This is a genomic window from Nocardia sp. bgisy118, assembly GCF_057708605.1.
Map to the genome: position 1 here is coordinate 16,503 of NZ_JBYISM010000024.1, position 15,128 is coordinate 31,630.

The following is a 15,128-nucleotide window of genomic DNA, read 5'->3' on the forward strand; positions in this document are numbered from 1 at the left end:
CTGGGGAGCGTCCTCAGGTCATATGAGTGTGCTAAGTCCAGCATGTCGCGGAAGGAGGTTGCGGTATTGCCGTAGCCGTTACCGCCAGGAGTCCGGCTATATCAAGTGCCAGGGCTATCTCGAGTGGATCCGGCTGCCCGTCACGGCCAGTTGCCGGCCCGAGTCGGGAAGAATTGTTGACGGGCAAGCGAGCTCGGTGAGCAGGGAGCGTGCGTAGCGACGGTGACGTTTCCATACCGTCTGCCACGGACCGAATGCCTCGGGCAGGTCCCGCCACGGCATCCCGGTCCGCAACCGGAACAACATCCCCTCCACGACCAAGCGGTTGTCGGAGAAGTTACGGCCCACGCGGCCATCGGATTTCGGTAAGAGCAGCTCGAGCAGTTCCCACTGGTTGTCCGTCAGAACCTGATACCGATCACCGACAGTCGCCGCCACGGCGGACATGATGCCCGACACGACAACCTACCGGCCGTGAACCGGAAATACCGATTGGGAGACACTAGGGCCTCAGCACGATTTTTCCGTGGGTGTGTCTGCGTTCGAGTTCGGTGTAGGCCTGACGAACCTGCGTCAACGGGTAGACGTTCGCGATCGGGACTTCGAGGTGTCCGTCGGCAATCAGGCCGGCCAATTCGGCGAGCACCTCGGCGCCCGGCCTGGCCTTGGTCCCGGGTTCAGTCTTGACCCCATACTTTGCGGCTGCTGCGAAATCGGCGATGGTGTCGATCCGTTCGATTGCGACGCCGAGAGCGAGGGCAAGTTCGACGTACCCGTCGCCGTAGGTGTCGATGAAGGCATGGATGCCGTTGGGTGCGGCGGCCTTGATCCGGTCCGTGACGCCGTCACCGTATGCGACGGGGATCACGCTGTGGCTTTGCAGCCACTCGTGGTTGCTGTCGCTCGCCAGGCCGATGACCGAGGCTCCGGTACGGCGCGCGAGCTGAACGGCGATCGAGCCGACTCCTCCGGCTGCTCCGGAGATGACGACGCTCTCGCCCTTCTCGAGCTGTACGGAATGCACTGCCCCCCATGCGGTCACGCCGGCGACGTATAGGCCGCCCGCCACCTCCCATGAGACGTTCTTCGGTTTGGGTGTGAGGTTGTCGACGTCGACCAGGACCAGCTCGGCCTGGGCGGCCCGCAGCTCGGAGAATCCGATCACCTCGTCGCCGGGCGAGAATCGGTCGGCTCCGGCGCCGATCTCGGCGACAACTCCGGCGAGATCGCTGCCCTGCCCGGACGGGAAGGTCGAGGGAAAGATGTCCGCCATCGCGCCGGTGCGTATGGCCGCCTCACCGGGGTTGATGCCTGCCGCTCTTACCTGCACGAGGACCTGCCTGGCCGCGGGCACCGGGCGATCGACCTCGTCGATACGCAGGACGTCGATTCCGCCGAATTCGTCGTACCTGACTGCTTTTGTCATTGTCTTGCTTCTCCTCCGGCGTGCGATGCGCGGCTGACTTCGAGAACGGGAATGGTTCGCACCGGTGTGGCCGTCACCAGGGCACTGTTCCGGCGTCGTCGAAGAATCCGCCGGTCGGTCCGTCGTCGGGCAGGGTCGCGAGGTGAATCGCGATCGCCGCTCCCTGTTGCGGTGTGCGGACGCCTCGGAAGCCGTTGAGGTCGGTGGCGGTGAAACCGGGGCAGCCGGAGTTGATCAGGATGTTGGTGTCGCTCAGTTCCCTGACGTATTGGATGGTGACGGCGTTGAGGAAGGTCTTCGACGCCAAGTACGCGGTGGGAATCGGCCCCATGTCGATGCCGGGCGTGGTCTGCAGGGCGAGCGAGCCCACGCTGCTGGACATGTTGACGATTCGCGGTGATGCCGAGCCGCGCAGCATGGGCAGCATCATGTTGGTGACCCGGATGACGCCGATCACGTTGGTTTCCACGACAGCTCGCATGGTCGCGGGATCGACCGTGGTGGGTGTCTGTGGCATACCGCCGGTGATCGCGGCATTGTTGACCAGGACGTCGAGGCCTCCGGCATAGTCGGCGATCAGCTCGGCCGCGGCAGCGACACTCGCGTCGTCGTCCACGTCGAGCGGCACGCCGAACGCATCGGTCCCGGCCGCGCGCAGCTTCTCCACCGCAGTCTCGCGGCGTTGTTGATCCCTCGCGCCCACACCAATTCGCCAGCCAAGGGCGCCCAGGCCCGCCGCGATCTCGTATCCGATTCCTTTGTTCGCGCCGGTCACCAGCGCGATCGTCCGTTCACTCATGCCGTTGATCATGTTGCGGACTCGGGTGGGGCGTCCAAGACCGATTGGGTGGGCGGCGATACCGCACGGGTATTGGTCGTGGTGAGCGCCGGATACGATGACGTGGTGGAGACTCGGGAGTTGCGATACTTCGTCGCTGTCGCCGAGGAGTTGCACTTCGGGCGGGCGGCACAACGGCTCGCGATGGCGCAACCACCGCTGTCGCGGGCGATCCAGCAGCTAGAACGGCGGCTCGGAGTCGTTCTGCTGCACCGCACTGCTCGCGCAATCACGTTGACCAAGGCCGGGTCGGTGCTGCTGCGGGAGGCCCGGCTCGCCCTCGAAGCGGTCGAAGCGGCCGAGCGCCGCACCCGCCGCGCCGCTGCCGACCGGCCCGGTGTGGTGCTGGCCACCAAGGCAGGAGCGTCCAGCGAACTGTTGTCGAAGCTGCTGGACGCCTACGCCGCCGACCCCTGCGCTGTCGCAGTCGAGGTGGTGCTGTGCGGGCCCGGCGAACCGGAAAGCCTGCTACGCGACGGGCGCGCCGATGTTGCTCTGCTCCACCGGCCCTACGACACGACGGCCGGATTCGACACCGAGGACCTGCACACCGAACAGCAGGTCGTGGTCCTGCCCGCGGGGCACCCCCTCGCCAATCGACCCCACATGTCGATGGCCGAGGTCAATGCCCTGACGGACCTGCCCCTGCCGCGCTGGCCTCGACGGGATGGAAGTTATCCGGACGGCCCTGGCCCACAGGTTCGCGACCATACCCAGTTGACCCAGCTGATCATGCTCGGACGGGCCTGTGCGGTCATGCCCGAGTCGCTCCGAGCCCAGCTACGCGACGGTCACGCCATCGTGCCGGTGCCGGACGCACCGGCCGTCACGACCGTCATCGCCTGGCCACCACACAGCAGATCCAAAGCCGTCGCCGACCTCGTCCGTACGGCGATACGCCTCTAGCCGACGACGTCCGCAAATGCCCGCATAGCGCGCTGACCGAACCGGCCAGCACAGCACTCGATCGCCGCGTACACGGCTGGCCGGAAGAACCATGCGATCTCGGCCGAGTTGCCCACTTCCCGGCTGGTGAGCGTGGCTGAGGCCGGTATGTACATCGGCTACACATCCCTGCGAGGGGTGACGTGCTACCTCGATGGCTATGACCAAGCCGCACGTCGACACGGCGGGCAGGGCCTCAACGGTTTCCGAGAGTGGTTGATGGCCAACCACGTTGGTGAGAGCAGCTTCACCTGGTGGGCCATGGTCCAGTTGATTGCGTTACCGGACTGGGACTTCCAGACCGATCTCACTTACGAGCAGGAGCTGCCCTTGTCGGTGATGGGTGCCTTCGCCGAGTTCGAACATGCCCTGATCCTGGAACGCCAACGCGAGGGCATCGCCGCCGCCAAGGCCCGCGGTACCTACACCGGCCGCAAACCCGCCCTCACCACCGAACAGGCACAGCAGCGGCGGGAACGGGCCGCAGCCGGGTAACGAAAGTCCGTGCTGCCCAACGAGTTCGGCATCCGCCGCGAAACCGTCTACAGCTACCTGCGAGCCGACCACCGACTGAACGAGGCATGCACCGTCCGTTTCCTGGTCAAAGTGGTATTTCAGCTGAAAGGAGATGATTCGGGTCCTTATCGGTACATACTTGCTTCGAGGTCAGACCAGCTTATGAAGCAACTCTGTCTCTCAGCGGCGGTGTAGTACTCCGGATTCGGTGGCGGCTTTCCGCTTGCCTTGTCGGTCACGTCAACCGTCGAACACCTGCAGGTCGTACGTCGTATATTGGCTTTGATATCGACACGGATGTCGGACTTGTCCTGACCGGCCACTTTGGGAACGGGACGGTCGATCATGAAGGTGATCGGCCTGGGCGGTGCGCGGTCTCGGTCGGCCGCGGAAGTCGACGCGAAATTCGTCAAGGATCGAATCGGTCAAGGAGCATCCAGCTCAGCCTTTCTACTGTGCGGTCCCAGCGGTCATCGGACCGATGACCCGGCAGATTCAGAGGAGGAAGAGAGATGATCAGTGCATCCTGCAAGCTCCCGTGGGACGTGAAGAACGCGGCGTTGATCAAGGGCGATGAGGTGTGGCACACCGACTGGTCGGGTCAGACGCTGAGCATCGCGGAATGGGTCGGGCGCAACTTCACCGGTAACCTTCCCTCCTGGAAGTCGGTCGATGCGGCCATGCAACTGCCGTGGAGCACGAAGAACGCCGCGCTGTTCAACGGCGATCAGGTATGGCACACCGACTGGTCGGGTCAGACGCTGAGCATCGCGGACTGGGCCTCCCGCAACTTCACGGGGAAGCTGCCGGACTGGACCAAGATCGATGCTTCCTGCAAGCTCCCCTGGGACGAGAAGAACGCGGCGCTGTTCAACGGCGATCAGGTGTGGCACACCGACTGGCCAGGCCACACGGTCGAGATCGGGGAATGGGTCGGGCGCAACTTCACCGGCCACTTCCCCTCCTGGGACAAGGTCGATGCGGCCATGCAACTGCCGTGGAGCACGAAGAACGCCGCGCTGATCAACGGCAACCAGGTGTGGCACACCGACTGGCCAGCCCAGACACAAAACATCGCCACCTGGGTCCGGAGCAACTTCGGCGGTAGCCTGCCCAACGGATGGAATTGAGCAGTCGATAGGGCCCTCACCGGCCATGGACTGCGCTGATGCACAGAGGGTGGGCCCCCGCTCATGAGAGCGGGGGCCCGCACTTATCTGCGGGAACGGCCTTGCGTTACTTTCCGCGCGGATGTTGCTCATGCCCCGTCGCGCGGTGCGACGGCAGTGGCTCGTCGTCCGTGGCGCCGTCCGGCATCTGGCGGTCCTCACCGGCCGCCAGCTGCTTGCCGAGTTCGGGCACGTACTTGTAGAGCGTCGACCGGGACACCCCGAGCAGGCGAGCGATCGAGGACACCGATGCATCGGGGCGGGTGAAGTATCGCGCGGGCCTGGCGGCTGCCGTCGCCTGCCGCCTGGCCGTGGTCGTGATCGACCTCGACGAGGCAGCTTGCAAGCCGGTCGTCGAGGAGATCGAAAGTGCGGGCGGCCGTGCCCTCGACGCCGGCGCGGACGTCTCCGTCGAGGCCGCGGTCGAACGCCTCGTCGCCGAACTCGCACGCCCACCGTCAAGGTCAACAACGCGGGCGTCATCCACGACAACCTCCAGTTCCGGATGGCCACCGACGACTGGGACACCGTGATGAACGTGCACCTGTGCGGCTCCTTCCTGATGGGCCGGGCGACCCAGAAGTGCATGACCGCAGCGGGTTTCGGCCGGATCGTGAACCCGTCGAGCACCTCGGCGCCGGGCAACCGCGGACAGGTCAACTACGGGGCGGCCAAGGCCGGCTTGCAGGGGTTCACCAAGACGCTGGCGCTCGAACTCGGCAAGCAGGTTTGGATGCGGCTGACGTGATGTTATCGGGCGAAAGTCGCATCTGAATTGCGCATTCGGACCCCTGAGTGGAGCCGCGACGTGCCATCTCATCGATGGATCTTTCCGTGGTTGTCCTGGTTGAACCAAGCGTCAGGTGTAGCTGTACAGCGCGTGCACGGTTCGTGGAAGTTGGCTGAGGCAGCGGGGAGTGGGAAGCTTCTGCGGCTCGGCGGACGGCAGCCGTTCTGTTGTCGGTTGTAGTGCGCCCTGCTGAGCGACACCGAGGCCGGGGGCTAGGGGCTATGAAATCGTCAACGGCAGCCAAATGGAGGTGCCCCAGAGGCTGTGACATGCATCTATGTCGCTATGCGCATCTGACCATGTCAGCGGTCCTACCGGAGGCGGCGCATCCTCGCGCACGTGTTGACTAACATTTCCTATGTTCGCTAACATAGCGCATGTCATACAAGCAGCGAGAGGTGATCTAGATGGCGAAATGGGCTTCCTATCAGCACGAGGGGAAAAGCTATGCCGGTGTGGTTGTGGGGGACAACGTTCACGCCGCGCCGGGACGCGCGACTCTGCTGGACCTGATCGGTGCCGGACCTGTCGCGCTCGCTCAGGCTGCCGAGCAGGCCGCCACGTCACCGGCGCACGTGGCGGCTCTGGCCGATGTCACACTGGGTGCGCCCATTTCCAATCCGCCGGCGCTGCGTGATTGCCTGTGCTTCTTGGACCACATGCGCAACTGTCAGCTGGTTCTGGCCGGCAACCGGGATCTCAACGACACGTGGTATCAGCGCCCGGCGTTCTACATCGGCTGCAACTCGACGATTCTCGGCCCCTTCGACGATGCGCCGAAGGCTCCCGGCACGATGGCAGCCGACTTCGAACTCGAAATTGCGGCCGTGGTGTATGGAACAGGGCCGAATCTGACAGTTGAGGAGGCCCAGCGCGCCATCGTTGGCTACACGCTGTTCAACGACTGGACGGGCCGTGACCATCAACTCGCCGATCAGCAGTTGGGACTGGGGCAGGCCAAGGGCAAGGATTGCGGCACGACGCTGGGCCCGTTCTTGGTCACGCCCGATGAACTCGAGGAGTACTTCGCTGATGGCCGGTTGAATCTTTCCGTGACCGCGTTGGTCAATGATGAGGTGATCGGATCGGGCTCGCTGTCGTCAGCGGATTGGACTCTTGCCGAAATGATCTCGTTCGCCTCACGTGGTGTGCCGTTGCGGGCTGGTGAGGTCTTCGGCTCTGGCACGGTCCCAACGTGCACCTTGGTCGAGCACCTGGGCGACACCGATCCCACGGCCTTCCGCTGGTTGCAGGAGGGCGACCTAGTGACGTTGCGCGTCGATCATCTCGGCGAAACTCGACAGAAGGTCGTTGGCAGCGCTGACCCGCATCCCCTGCGGACGCTGACCAAACCACAGGTCTGAACGCGGCAGCAGTTCGCCTGGGGCGAGGCGCTCGTCGCTCGACGCCCGCGAGCGTCTGTCGATCAATACAGAAGGGAGACTGCTCATGGCGCCATCCGATGCGCCCGCCGAACTCGTGCAGATCGGGCAAGGCACCTGGGCGTTGTTGCGGTTACCTGGATCGTGGGGCCAGACCAATACCGGCCTCATCGCCGGTGCAGACGCTTCGGTCGTCATAGACACGCCGTGGGACGAACGGCGCGGGCAGGAGATGATGCGGCTGTTCGAACCTCACGTCCGGCGCGCGCCGATCGAGTCTGCGGTGATCACTCACGGCGATGCCGACCATTGGTGGGGTAGCGACTGTCTGCCGTCTCATGCCGACATCATTTCCAGTGAGGCGACATTAGAGGAGATCAAGCACGACAACCCGCCCAGGCAGGCATCGTTGGTGGTGTCGGCGTCACGCGTGCTGTCCCGTGTCCCCGTTCGGCGCATCGCGCATCCGTTTTGCATCATCGGTGAGGCCCTCGCCGGTGTGCAGCCGTCGCCCGAAAAGCGTGTTCCTAGTGTGACGTTCACCGGCAAGAGGGTTCTGAGTATGGGCGGACGGGCGTTGCAACTGCGTGAGGAAGGCCCGGCCCACACCGCCGGTGACGTCATCGTCTATGCCCCCGACGTCGGCGTAGTGTTCGGCGGCGATCTGCTGTTCTTGGGGTCCACGCCGGTGGCATGGCATGGTCCGCTGAGCAACTGGATCGGTGCGTTGGAGCGCATGATGGCTCTGGAAGCTGACACGTATGTGCCCGGGCACGGTCCGCTTGCGACGAAACGGGATGTGGGGGAACTGGCCGCGTACTGGCAGTGGATCACGACCGACGGGCGCGCCTGCTTCGACGCTGGGCTCACGCCATTGGAAGCTGGGCGGCGGCTGTTGGCGTCCCCTGACGGACGCAACAGGTGGGCGTCATGGCTCCACCCCGAGCGGATCGCGATCACACTGCACACCGCTTGGCGGGAATGGCTGGGGCGCGAGCTGTCGACGCCGACGTTGCGTCAGCGGGTGGCGGCCTTCAGCGATACCCGCCGGCTTCAGCTCGAGTTCTCTCAGGGGCGGTGAAGCGATGCGTGCGCCGTATCTGCGGGCACGACTGGGTCGCAGCTGTGTCGTCGTCACCAGAAGCTATGTCAAGACTCACTTTGCGCGATACAAGGTTCCGCGTGATCTCCGGTGTGCCGCTGAGCTTCCGAGATCGCTTGCTCGGGGCTCCGCCCAGCGAGCCGGGATGACGACGACATGGATCTGATGATGGCATGCGCTGCGTCAGCCCGCGCTGCCCCACGCAGGAATCAACTGCGCTCGGATTGCTTGCGGCGCGGCTTGGTGCTGGCCACGAAGAGCGTCTTGATCGCAGCGCACGCCGTGTCCAGGTCGATCGCCTCGGGTGCAACCCGCCACTGCTGATGGACTCCGATGATGGAGCCGTGTACTACGGTGATAAAGGTATCTTCGTTCATCCCTGATGGCAGCGTGACCCCGCCGAGACTGTCGGCCAGCCACTTTCGCAGAGTGGCCTGAAGGTCAGCGCACACCGCAGTAAGCGGTGAATCAGGCTCGATAGCCTCGGCCAGCAGCGTGATGGCCAGCCTGCTAGTGGGCTGCCGGATGTGCTCGAACAGCTGGTCGAGAGCATCCTCGAACGAGGTGACGGCTCCTGCGGCTCCGATTCCCGTGGTGCGGATGTCATCGATGACCGCCTTGAGTAGCCCCTCCTTATTGCCGAAGTGCCATGGAATCGAGCCGCGGCTGATGCCAGAACGTTCGGCGATGTGTTCGAAGGTCGTTGCGCGGTAACCGTTCTCGGCGAACAATTCGGCAGCCGCCCGCAGCAGGATCTGACGGCTTTCTTGGCTGGTCGCCTCACGACGGCTCATCGCCACGACCGACCTCCTTCTGTCACAGTTACCGATCGCCATGCCTATTCCATGCTACTCGACATGTGCTGCGATGGATGACATAGGTAGTGCTCGCGGCCCGATATGTGACGAGGAGGTCGAGTTACCGCTACCTATGTCGGCTGACATAGGATATGTTGATTGATCTACGACGCTCTTTGTCGTCACGAGATTCGAAGGAGGTCGCCGCGCCGCAATGATGAACACGTCCTACCCGTCTGGCGCCCGCACTGTGTCACGGCTGCTGTCCTACCGGGCAGACCATGAGCCTGATGCCGTGTTCTCGAGCTTCCTGCACGACAACGACAGCGACGACCTCAGCTACGCCCAGGCATGGGAGATGGCGCAGTCGGGAGCGCGGCTGCTCGCCAATGCCGGCGTGGGTGCCGGAGCGACATTCGCGGTCATGACTGACAACTGCCGCGAATTCTTCGCCTGCTGGTTCGGGGCTGCTCTTCTCGGCGCGGTGATCGTTCCGATCAGTCCGCGCAGCAGCGTCGACGAGATCGCCTTCATCATCGGTCATGCGCAATGTCGCTTGCTGATATGCGGGCAAGAGCGCGGCGCTGAGCTACCTGCCGACCTGGGGGTGCCGGTCATCACCTGCGGGGCCGACTTCGAGGCCCACTCGCAGGGATCCTCGCCCCCCAACGCGACGGTGGGTCCCGAGTGGCCGCTGGCGGTGATGTACACCTCGGGAACCACCGGCCGGCCGAAAGGCGTCGTGGTCACCCATGCCAACTACGTGGAAGCCGGGACGGTGGTGGCCAATCATCTGCGGATGCGTCCCGATGACCGCTGGATGGTCTGCTTGCCGTTGTTCCATGCCAACGCCCAGTATTACTGCGTGATGTCGGCACTGGTAACCGGCGCCTCTGTGGCCGTCGCCCCACGATTCTCGGCTACCCGCTGGCCCGCTCAGATCCGTCGCAGCGCAGCCACCTTGGCCAGCCTGTTCGCCGCACCGATGAGAATGATCCTGGCACAGCAAGGACCCGACACGCCTACGTCGTTGCGCGCCACCATCTTTGCCCAAAACCTCACACCGGGCCAGCTCGAGGAATTTCAGCACCGCTTCGACACGGCGTTGGTGCAGATCTATGGCATGACCGAGACCATCGCGCCGGTGCTGATGAATCCGCTTCACGATCGCCGGGACAACATGACCGTCGGTCTGCCCGTGCGCACGGGCGCAGTGCGCGTGCTGACCGCCGACGGGCGCGATGCCGAGATCGGTGAGATCGGCGAGCTTCTCGTCGCGGGCAGCCCCGGATCGACACTGATGGCTGGCTACCTGCATGACGAGACGGCAACCGCCGAGGCTTTTCTCGATGGTTGGCTGCGCACGGGCGATCTGGTCACCATCGATGAACACGGCTACTTCTCGATAGTCGACCGGAAGAAGAACATGATCAAACGCGCCGGCGAGAATGTTGCCGCCGCCGAGGTCGAACGTGTGGTCAATTTGCATCCCGGTGTGTTCGAGTGCGCCGTGGTGGGCGAACCCGATCCGGTGCGCGACGAGCGGATCAGAGCGTTCGTGGTGCTCGAGCCAGGACACGGCGATGTCACCGGCGAAGACATCATCGCCTACTGCACCCGGCATCTCGCCGACTTCAAAGTCCCGAGCGTCGTCGACATCGTTGGCTCCCTGCCGCACACCGCGGTGGGCAAAGTGCAAAAGCACCGACTCGGGGCCGCGTCTTCAGGGGTACGTAAGGCCGCGCCGTAACAGCGGCGGTGCTGCATCTCCCGTGACTCGCAAAGCCTCTGTCGGGAAAGCGATCAGCATCGCAGCGGATCGGGTTTTCGGACCACGCGCGAGGATCGGGGGCGAAGAGGCTCGAAGCATGTGGTCTTCGATCAGATCGGAAACCGCGATCGGATGTGGCTGAGCCACTCCGCCTAGCATGCGCGCACGTCGGCCGCGCAGCGCGCCACGGGAGGGGTGGCATGAAGGTCGGAAAGGGCCGCGGCGTGCGTACGGCCAGCGGCAAGCCGCGCTTGCTCCCGAAGTGCCACGCGATAGCGCAACTGCTGATGCCCGAACGTCGCTCGATCGCCTCGAGAGTGGTGGCGCGATAACCGTTGTGGATGAACAGGTCCAACGCCACCTGCACGATCGTGCCGATACCGGCGTTTCGCCGAGGATGGGTGTCGCTCATCGCTGTCGTCCTTCCGCGCCACTGGAGAAGCTCCTCTGTCCTATGTTGGAAGACCTTTGCAATGCTTGATAGCCTATTCTGTGTTAGCCAACACAGGCGAAAGGTGTTCGATGCGCTATGTGATGTACCGGTCCGACGAAGGGGACCGTGCCGGAGTCGTGGTCGGCGACGCGATTCACGCCCTGCCGACAGGACTGGCCTTGATCGACGTGATCGGCCGAGGCGCCGAAGTGCTGCATGAGCTCGGGCAGGCTGCCCGGCAGTCTCCGGCGGAGGTGGTGAGTCTGGCGCAGGCCCATCTGTTGGCGCCCATCGAGCGACCACCTGTGTTTCGCGATGCACTGTGCTATCTCGACCACGTACGCAACTATCAGGAAGCGGTCGGGCAGGGCCGCGTCCTCAAAGACGTCTTCTACCGGATACCCGCTTTCGCGTTCCGGTGCCCGACCACCATTCTCGGGCCCTTCGACGACGCGCCGATGGCGCCCGGAACCGCCTGGCAGGATTTCGAACTGGAGATCGGTGCCATCGTCGGCGTCGGCGGCAAGGATCTCACCGTTTCGCAGGCGCAGGACGCCATCATCGGCTACACGATCGTCAACGACTGGTCGGCGCGAGATCTGCAGGCCCTTGACGCACAGATGGCCATCGGGCAGGCAAAGGGAAAGGACAGCGGCATCACCCTGGGCCCATATCTGGTCACCCCCGATGATCTGGAGCCGTACATGCGCGACGGACAGTTGGATCTGACCGTGACGGCCATGATCAACGACACGGTGATCGGCACGCGGTCGACCGCGCCGATGGACTGGAGTTTCGCAGAGGTGATCTCATTCGCGTCGCGAGGTGTTCCGATCGTCGCCGGAGAGGTATTCGGGTCGGGCACGGTGCCGCTGTGCACGCTGCTGGAGCATTTCCGGCTCGATGACATCGACAACTGGCGCGGATGGCTGCGAGACGGCGATGTGGTCACCTTGACCGTCGAAGGTCTCGGTCAGACCCGCCAGACGTGCGCGCATCCCACTGCCCCGAACCGCTACCGGCACGGGTGAATCCCGATGTCCCCGTCGTCGTGCGGCGCCCCAACCCGCTGAAACCGCTGCTGCCGTTCACCCATGGACTGCATGAAGTCGGCCGCGATGTGTGGGCGTGGATTCAACCCGACGGTGGATACGGCCTCAGCAATGCGGGACTGATCGCCGGAGACAACGCGTCGATGCTCATCGATACGCTCTACGATTTGCAGCTGACTCGAGCGATGCTCGATGCAATGGTGCCGATCACGTCGGCACGTCCCATCACCACGGCGCTGTTCACTCATGCCAATGGCGATCACTGTTACGGCAATCAACTGCTCGACGAGTCGGTGAACATCCTCGCGGCGGCCGGCAGTGCTGAGGAGCTCGCGCACGAGATGAATCCACAGATGATGGCTTTCGTCGCCTCCATGGATCTCGGCCCGGTTGCCAGCCCCTGGCTGCGGGAACGGTTCGGTGGTCATGATTGGGGCAGCATCGCGGTGCGCAATGCCGATCAGACCTTCGACACGTCGCTGACCGTCGAGGTAGGTAGCCGCACAGTCGAACTCCACGATCTCGGTCCCGCCCACACTACCGCCGACACGGTCGCGTTCGTTCCCGACGCCGGTGTGCTGTTCACAGGCGATCTGGTTTTCGCTGGCAGTTCACCGATCGTGTGGGCGGGGCCGATCTCGAACTGGGTCGCTGCCTGCGAACGCATGATCGACCTCGGACCCTCGGTCGTAATTCCCGGGCATGGCCCGGTTGTCGGCGTCGAGGCCATACGCGCGGTAAAGGAATACTGGGAAATGGTGATCGAACAGTCCGATGTCGCCTTCCACGCCGGGCTGCCGGTGGCCGAGGCGGTCCACCAGATCGACCTGGGCCCATTCAAGGACTGGTTGGATGCCGAGCGCATCGTCAACAACGTCTACGTCCGTTACCGGGAACTGGACCCCGACACACCCGAACTGCCTATCGTGGCCCTGCTGACCATGCAGGCCGACTGGGACGCCAAGCACCGCAGCTAGATCACTCATCCGCGCAACAAGATGGCGCATGGTTTGTCAGCAGTTCACGACCAGGCTCTGCCCGCCTTCGCCGCGCAGTTCGCCAGCGCCGGAATCGCTGTGATTCCAGGTGATGCGAGTCCGCAGACGATCTGCGAGGCGACGGGCGCCGCGAACGCCACCATTATCGAACGAATTTCCAGGAGTACGCAATGACATACGAGATCGTCAAGGGCCTACCGTCGACGCACGGCGACCACTACCAGCTCAACACCACGACACTCATTCGGCACGCCGCCCGCACGTACCCCGAACAGGAGATCGTCTTCCGGACCGCAGACGGCGGCTGGGATCGCTACACCTACCGCGATGCGTACGTTCGGATTCGCAAGGCCGCCAACGTCCTTCGCGGACTCGGTATCGGACCCGCCGACATGGTCGGGGTCCTGGACTGGAACAGCAGGCGGCATTTCGAGCTGTACTGGGCGATCCCGGGGCTCGCGGCGGCGATGCTGCAAATGAATCTGCGATTGTCCCCCGAGGACCTCGGGTACGTGGTCGAGCACAGTGCGGCCCGCTTCGTGTTGGTCGACGAGACCTTGCTACCGGTAGCGGAATCCCTTGCCGCCCAAGGAGTCGGCGTCGAAGGCTGGGTGATCATGTCCGACCGGCCGATGGCCGAGATCTCGACCACCCTGTCGAACGTGCACCATTTCGAGGACCTGATGGCCACCGCCGACACCGAGATCGAGTGGCCGATGATCGACGAAACCTCCACCTACAGTGCCTGTTACACCACCGGGACCACCGGCCGCCCCAAGGGCGTCTACTACTCGCATCGCGGAATGTATCTGCACGCTGTGGCGCAGGCCGCGGCCTTGAGCATTACCGCCGACGACGCGATCATGCTCATTACCCCCATGTTCCATGGACAGTCGTGGGGACTGCCGCAGTCCGGTGTGTACAGCGCGGCCAAGATCGTCCTCCCCGGGCGTAATCTGGCGCAGGACACCTCGGTCCTGGTGGATGAGATGATCGCCGAGAACGTCACCATAGCCAATGGCGCACCCGCGATCTTCGGGCCCATGCTCGACTACATCCGAACCCTCGACGTCAAGCCGGACTTCAGCCGTGCCAGATTGCTCTCGGGCGCGACCGAACCGCCGTTGTCGATGATGCGCGGCTTCTACGAATTGACCGGCGCGGACATCGTGCACGGCTACGGGGCTACCGAGACGACGCCCATCGTCGCCGCGAACGGCGCGCTGAAACCCGCGCTGCGCGACACTCTCACCGAGGACGAGCAGTGGGATCTCAAACGCTCCCAGGGCATTACGGCCGTCGGTGTCGATATTCGGATCGTGGACGCGGAAGGCAATGATCTGCCGCACGACGGTGTCGCGCAGGGCGAGGTCCTGGTGCGCGGCCCGTGGATCATCGAGCGGTATCACCAGCTGCCCGACGACGGCGACCGATTCCACGAAGGCTATTGGCGCAGTGGGGATGTGGGCCGCATCGACGAAAACGGGTACCTCGAGCTGACCGACCGGATCAAGGACGTGATCAAGAGCGGTGGCGAGTGGATCTCCTCGATCGATATGGAGAACGCCATCGCCGGGCATCCGATGGTGGCCGAGGCCGCGGTGATCGGTGTGCCGCACCCGAAGTGGCAGGAGCGCCTGGTCGCGCTCGTGGTCACGGTGGATGGAAACGAAATGCCGCTCATCGAGATCCACGAGTTGCTCGAGGGGCGGATTCGCCAAATGGCAACTGCCGGAAACGGTCCTGTTCGTCGAGGAGCTGCCGCGTACCAGCGTCGGGAAGCTCGACAAGAAGATCATGCGCACCCAGTACTCCGATCTCTACGAGGACGCTCAGTGAACAACGACTGTGCTGAACGCACGTCACAGGGGCGAACAGCGCCGCTGGCGTGAGCATGCAACCGGTACCC

Annotated in this window: 12 protein-coding genes and 3 pseudogenes; 9 read left to right on the forward strand and 6 right to left on the reverse strand. The window is 64.0% G+C overall.

From position 1 onward, the window contains the following. Window positions 1-114: 114 nt before the first annotated feature. The 3 genes from AC3EO7_RS26035 to AC3EO7_RS26045 all read right to left on the reverse strand — a co-directional run bounded on the left by AC3EO7_RS26035 (window position 115) and on the right by AC3EO7_RS26045 (window position 2,225). Complete coding sequence (locus AC3EO7_RS26035) at window positions 115-459, reverse strand: transposase (RefSeq protein ID WP_435592626.1); 345 nt, start codon at window positions 457-459, stop codon at window positions 115-117. Between the two features lie 43 nt (window positions 460-502). Beyond that, window positions 503-1,426, reverse strand: a complete 924-nt coding sequence (locus tag AC3EO7_RS26040) for an NADP-dependent oxidoreductase (protein ID WP_435592627.1) — start codon at window positions 1,424-1,426, stop codon at window positions 503-505. A gap of 73 nt (window positions 1,427-1,499) precedes the next feature. Next, on the reverse strand, window positions 1,500-2,225 hold the full coding sequence (locus AC3EO7_RS26045) for an SDR family NAD(P)-dependent oxidoreductase (protein ID WP_431972595.1): 726 nt from the start codon (window positions 2,223-2,225) through the stop codon (window positions 1,500-1,502). Between the two features lie 105 nt (window positions 2,226-2,330). On the opposite strand from AC3EO7_RS26045, the gene AC3EO7_RS26050 reads away from it, so the two are divergent. From AC3EO7_RS26050 to AC3EO7_RS26060, 3 genes are all read left to right on the forward strand, one after another. Then, window positions 2,331-3,170, forward strand: a complete 840-nt coding sequence (locus AC3EO7_RS26050; protein WP_431972596.1) for a LysR family transcriptional regulator — start codon at window positions 2,331-2,333, stop codon at window positions 3,168-3,170. 258 nt (window positions 3,171-3,428) lie between these two features. Next, window positions 3,429-3,704: a recombinase family protein gene (locus AC3EO7_RS26055; RefSeq protein ID WP_488186287.1), complete on the forward strand. Its 276-nt coding sequence runs from the start codon at window positions 3,429-3,431 to the stop codon at window positions 3,702-3,704. 533 nt (window positions 3,705-4,237) lie between these two features. Then, window positions 4,238-4,855, forward strand: coding sequence for a hypothetical protein (locus AC3EO7_RS26060; RefSeq protein WP_431972598.1), 618 nt, complete (start codon window positions 4,238-4,240; stop codon window positions 4,853-4,855). 106 nt (window positions 4,856-4,961) lie between these two features. Here AC3EO7_RS26060 and AC3EO7_RS26065 read toward each other — a convergent pair whose 3' ends face one another. Continuing rightward, window positions 4,962-5,141 carry a helix-turn-helix domain-containing protein gene (locus tag AC3EO7_RS26065; RefSeq protein WP_435592628.1) on the reverse strand — a complete coding sequence of 60 codons (180 nt, stop codon included), beginning with the start codon at window positions 5,139-5,141 and terminating at the stop codon, window positions 4,962-4,964. On the opposite strand from AC3EO7_RS26065, the pseudogene AC3EO7_RS26070 reads away from it, so the two are divergent. The 3 genes and pseudogenes from AC3EO7_RS26070 to AC3EO7_RS26080 all read left to right on the forward strand — a co-directional run. After that, a pseudogene (locus tag AC3EO7_RS26070) lies at window positions 5,131-5,618 on the forward strand (SDR family NAD(P)-dependent oxidoreductase); the annotation flags it as partial. The gene AC3EO7_RS26065 and the pseudogene AC3EO7_RS26070 sit on opposite strands and share 11 nt — an antisense overlap. A gap of 473 nt (window positions 5,619-6,091) precedes the next feature. Next, window positions 6,092-7,048 carry a fumarylacetoacetate hydrolase family protein gene (locus tag AC3EO7_RS26075; protein ID WP_431972605.1) on the forward strand — a complete coding sequence of 319 codons (957 nt, stop codon included), beginning with the start codon at window positions 6,092-6,094 and terminating at the stop codon, window positions 7,046-7,048. A gap of 85 nt (window positions 7,049-7,133) precedes the next feature. Continuing rightward, window positions 7,134-8,147 carry an MBL fold metallo-hydrolase gene (locus tag AC3EO7_RS26080; RefSeq protein ID WP_435592629.1) on the forward strand — a complete coding sequence of 338 codons (1,014 nt, stop codon included), beginning with the start codon at window positions 7,134-7,136 and terminating at the stop codon, window positions 8,145-8,147. Window positions 8,148-8,377: 230 nt separating this feature from the next. On the opposite strand, the gene AC3EO7_RS26085 is transcribed toward AC3EO7_RS26080, so the two are convergent. Next, complete coding sequence (locus AC3EO7_RS26085; protein WP_431972612.1) at window positions 8,378-8,962, reverse strand: TetR/AcrR family transcriptional regulator; 585 nt, start codon at window positions 8,960-8,962, stop codon at window positions 8,378-8,380. A gap of 217 nt (window positions 8,963-9,179) precedes the next feature. Here AC3EO7_RS26085 and AC3EO7_RS26090 point away from each other — a divergent pair, with 217 nt between their 5' ends. After that, window positions 9,180-10,715 (forward strand): class I adenylate-forming enzyme family protein, encoded by a 1,536-nt coding sequence (locus AC3EO7_RS26090; RefSeq protein ID WP_435592630.1) that lies wholly within the window; start codon window positions 9,180-9,182, stop codon window positions 10,713-10,715. Here AC3EO7_RS26090 and AC3EO7_RS26095 read toward each other — a convergent pair. Beyond that, window positions 10,600-11,148 (reverse strand): helix-turn-helix domain-containing protein, encoded by a 549-nt coding sequence (locus AC3EO7_RS26095; RefSeq protein WP_435592631.1) that lies wholly within the window; start codon window positions 11,146-11,148, stop codon window positions 10,600-10,602. The genes AC3EO7_RS26090 and AC3EO7_RS26095 overlap by 116 nt on opposite strands. A gap of 110 nt (window positions 11,149-11,258) precedes the next feature. Between AC3EO7_RS26095 and AC3EO7_RS26100 the strand changes: the two are divergent. Both AC3EO7_RS26100 and AC3EO7_RS26105 read left to right on the forward strand, forming a co-directional pair. Further along, window positions 11,259-13,198, forward strand: a pseudogene (locus AC3EO7_RS26100) (fumarylacetoacetate hydrolase family protein). A 191-nt stretch (window positions 13,199-13,389) separates the two neighbouring features. After that, window positions 13,390-15,058 (forward strand): annotated as a pseudogene (locus tag AC3EO7_RS26105) (long-chain-fatty-acid--CoA ligase). The last annotated feature ends 70 nt before the right edge of the window (window positions 15,059-15,128 follow it).

Excerpts from the sequence above, each read along its gene's own strand:
- AC3EO7_RS26040 (WP_435592627.1), bottom strand. The coding sequence starts at position 1,426 with ATGACAAAAGCAGTCAGGTACGACGAATTCGGCGGAATCGACGTCCTG.
- AC3EO7_RS26045 (WP_431972595.1), bottom strand. The coding sequence starts at position 2,225 with ATGAGTGAACGGACGATCGCGCTGGTGACCGGCGCGAACAAAGGAATC.
- AC3EO7_RS26055 (WP_488186287.1), top strand. The coding sequence starts at position 3,429 with ATGGCCAACCACGTTGGTGAGAGCAGCTTCACCTGGTGGGCCATGGTC.
- AC3EO7_RS26060 (WP_431972598.1), top strand. The coding sequence starts at position 4,238 with ATGATCAGTGCATCCTGCAAGCTCCCGTGGGACGTGAAGAACGCGGCG.
- AC3EO7_RS26075 (WP_431972605.1), top strand. The coding sequence starts at position 6,092 with ATGGCGAAATGGGCTTCCTATCAGCACGAGGGGAAAAGCTATGCCGGT.
- AC3EO7_RS26080 (WP_435592629.1), top strand. The coding sequence starts at position 7,134 with ATGGCGCCATCCGATGCGCCCGCCGAACTCGTGCAGATCGGGCAAGGC.
- AC3EO7_RS26085 (WP_431972612.1), bottom strand. The coding sequence starts at position 8,962 with ATGAGCCGTCGTGAGGCGACCAGCCAAGAAAGCCGTCAGATCCTGCTG.
- AC3EO7_RS26090 (WP_435592630.1), top strand. The coding sequence starts at position 9,180 with ATGATGAACACGTCCTACCCGTCTGGCGCCCGCACTGTGTCACGGCTG.
- AC3EO7_RS26095 (WP_435592631.1), bottom strand. The coding sequence starts at position 11,148 with ATGAGCGACACCCATCCTCGGCGAAACGCCGGTATCGGCACGATCGTG.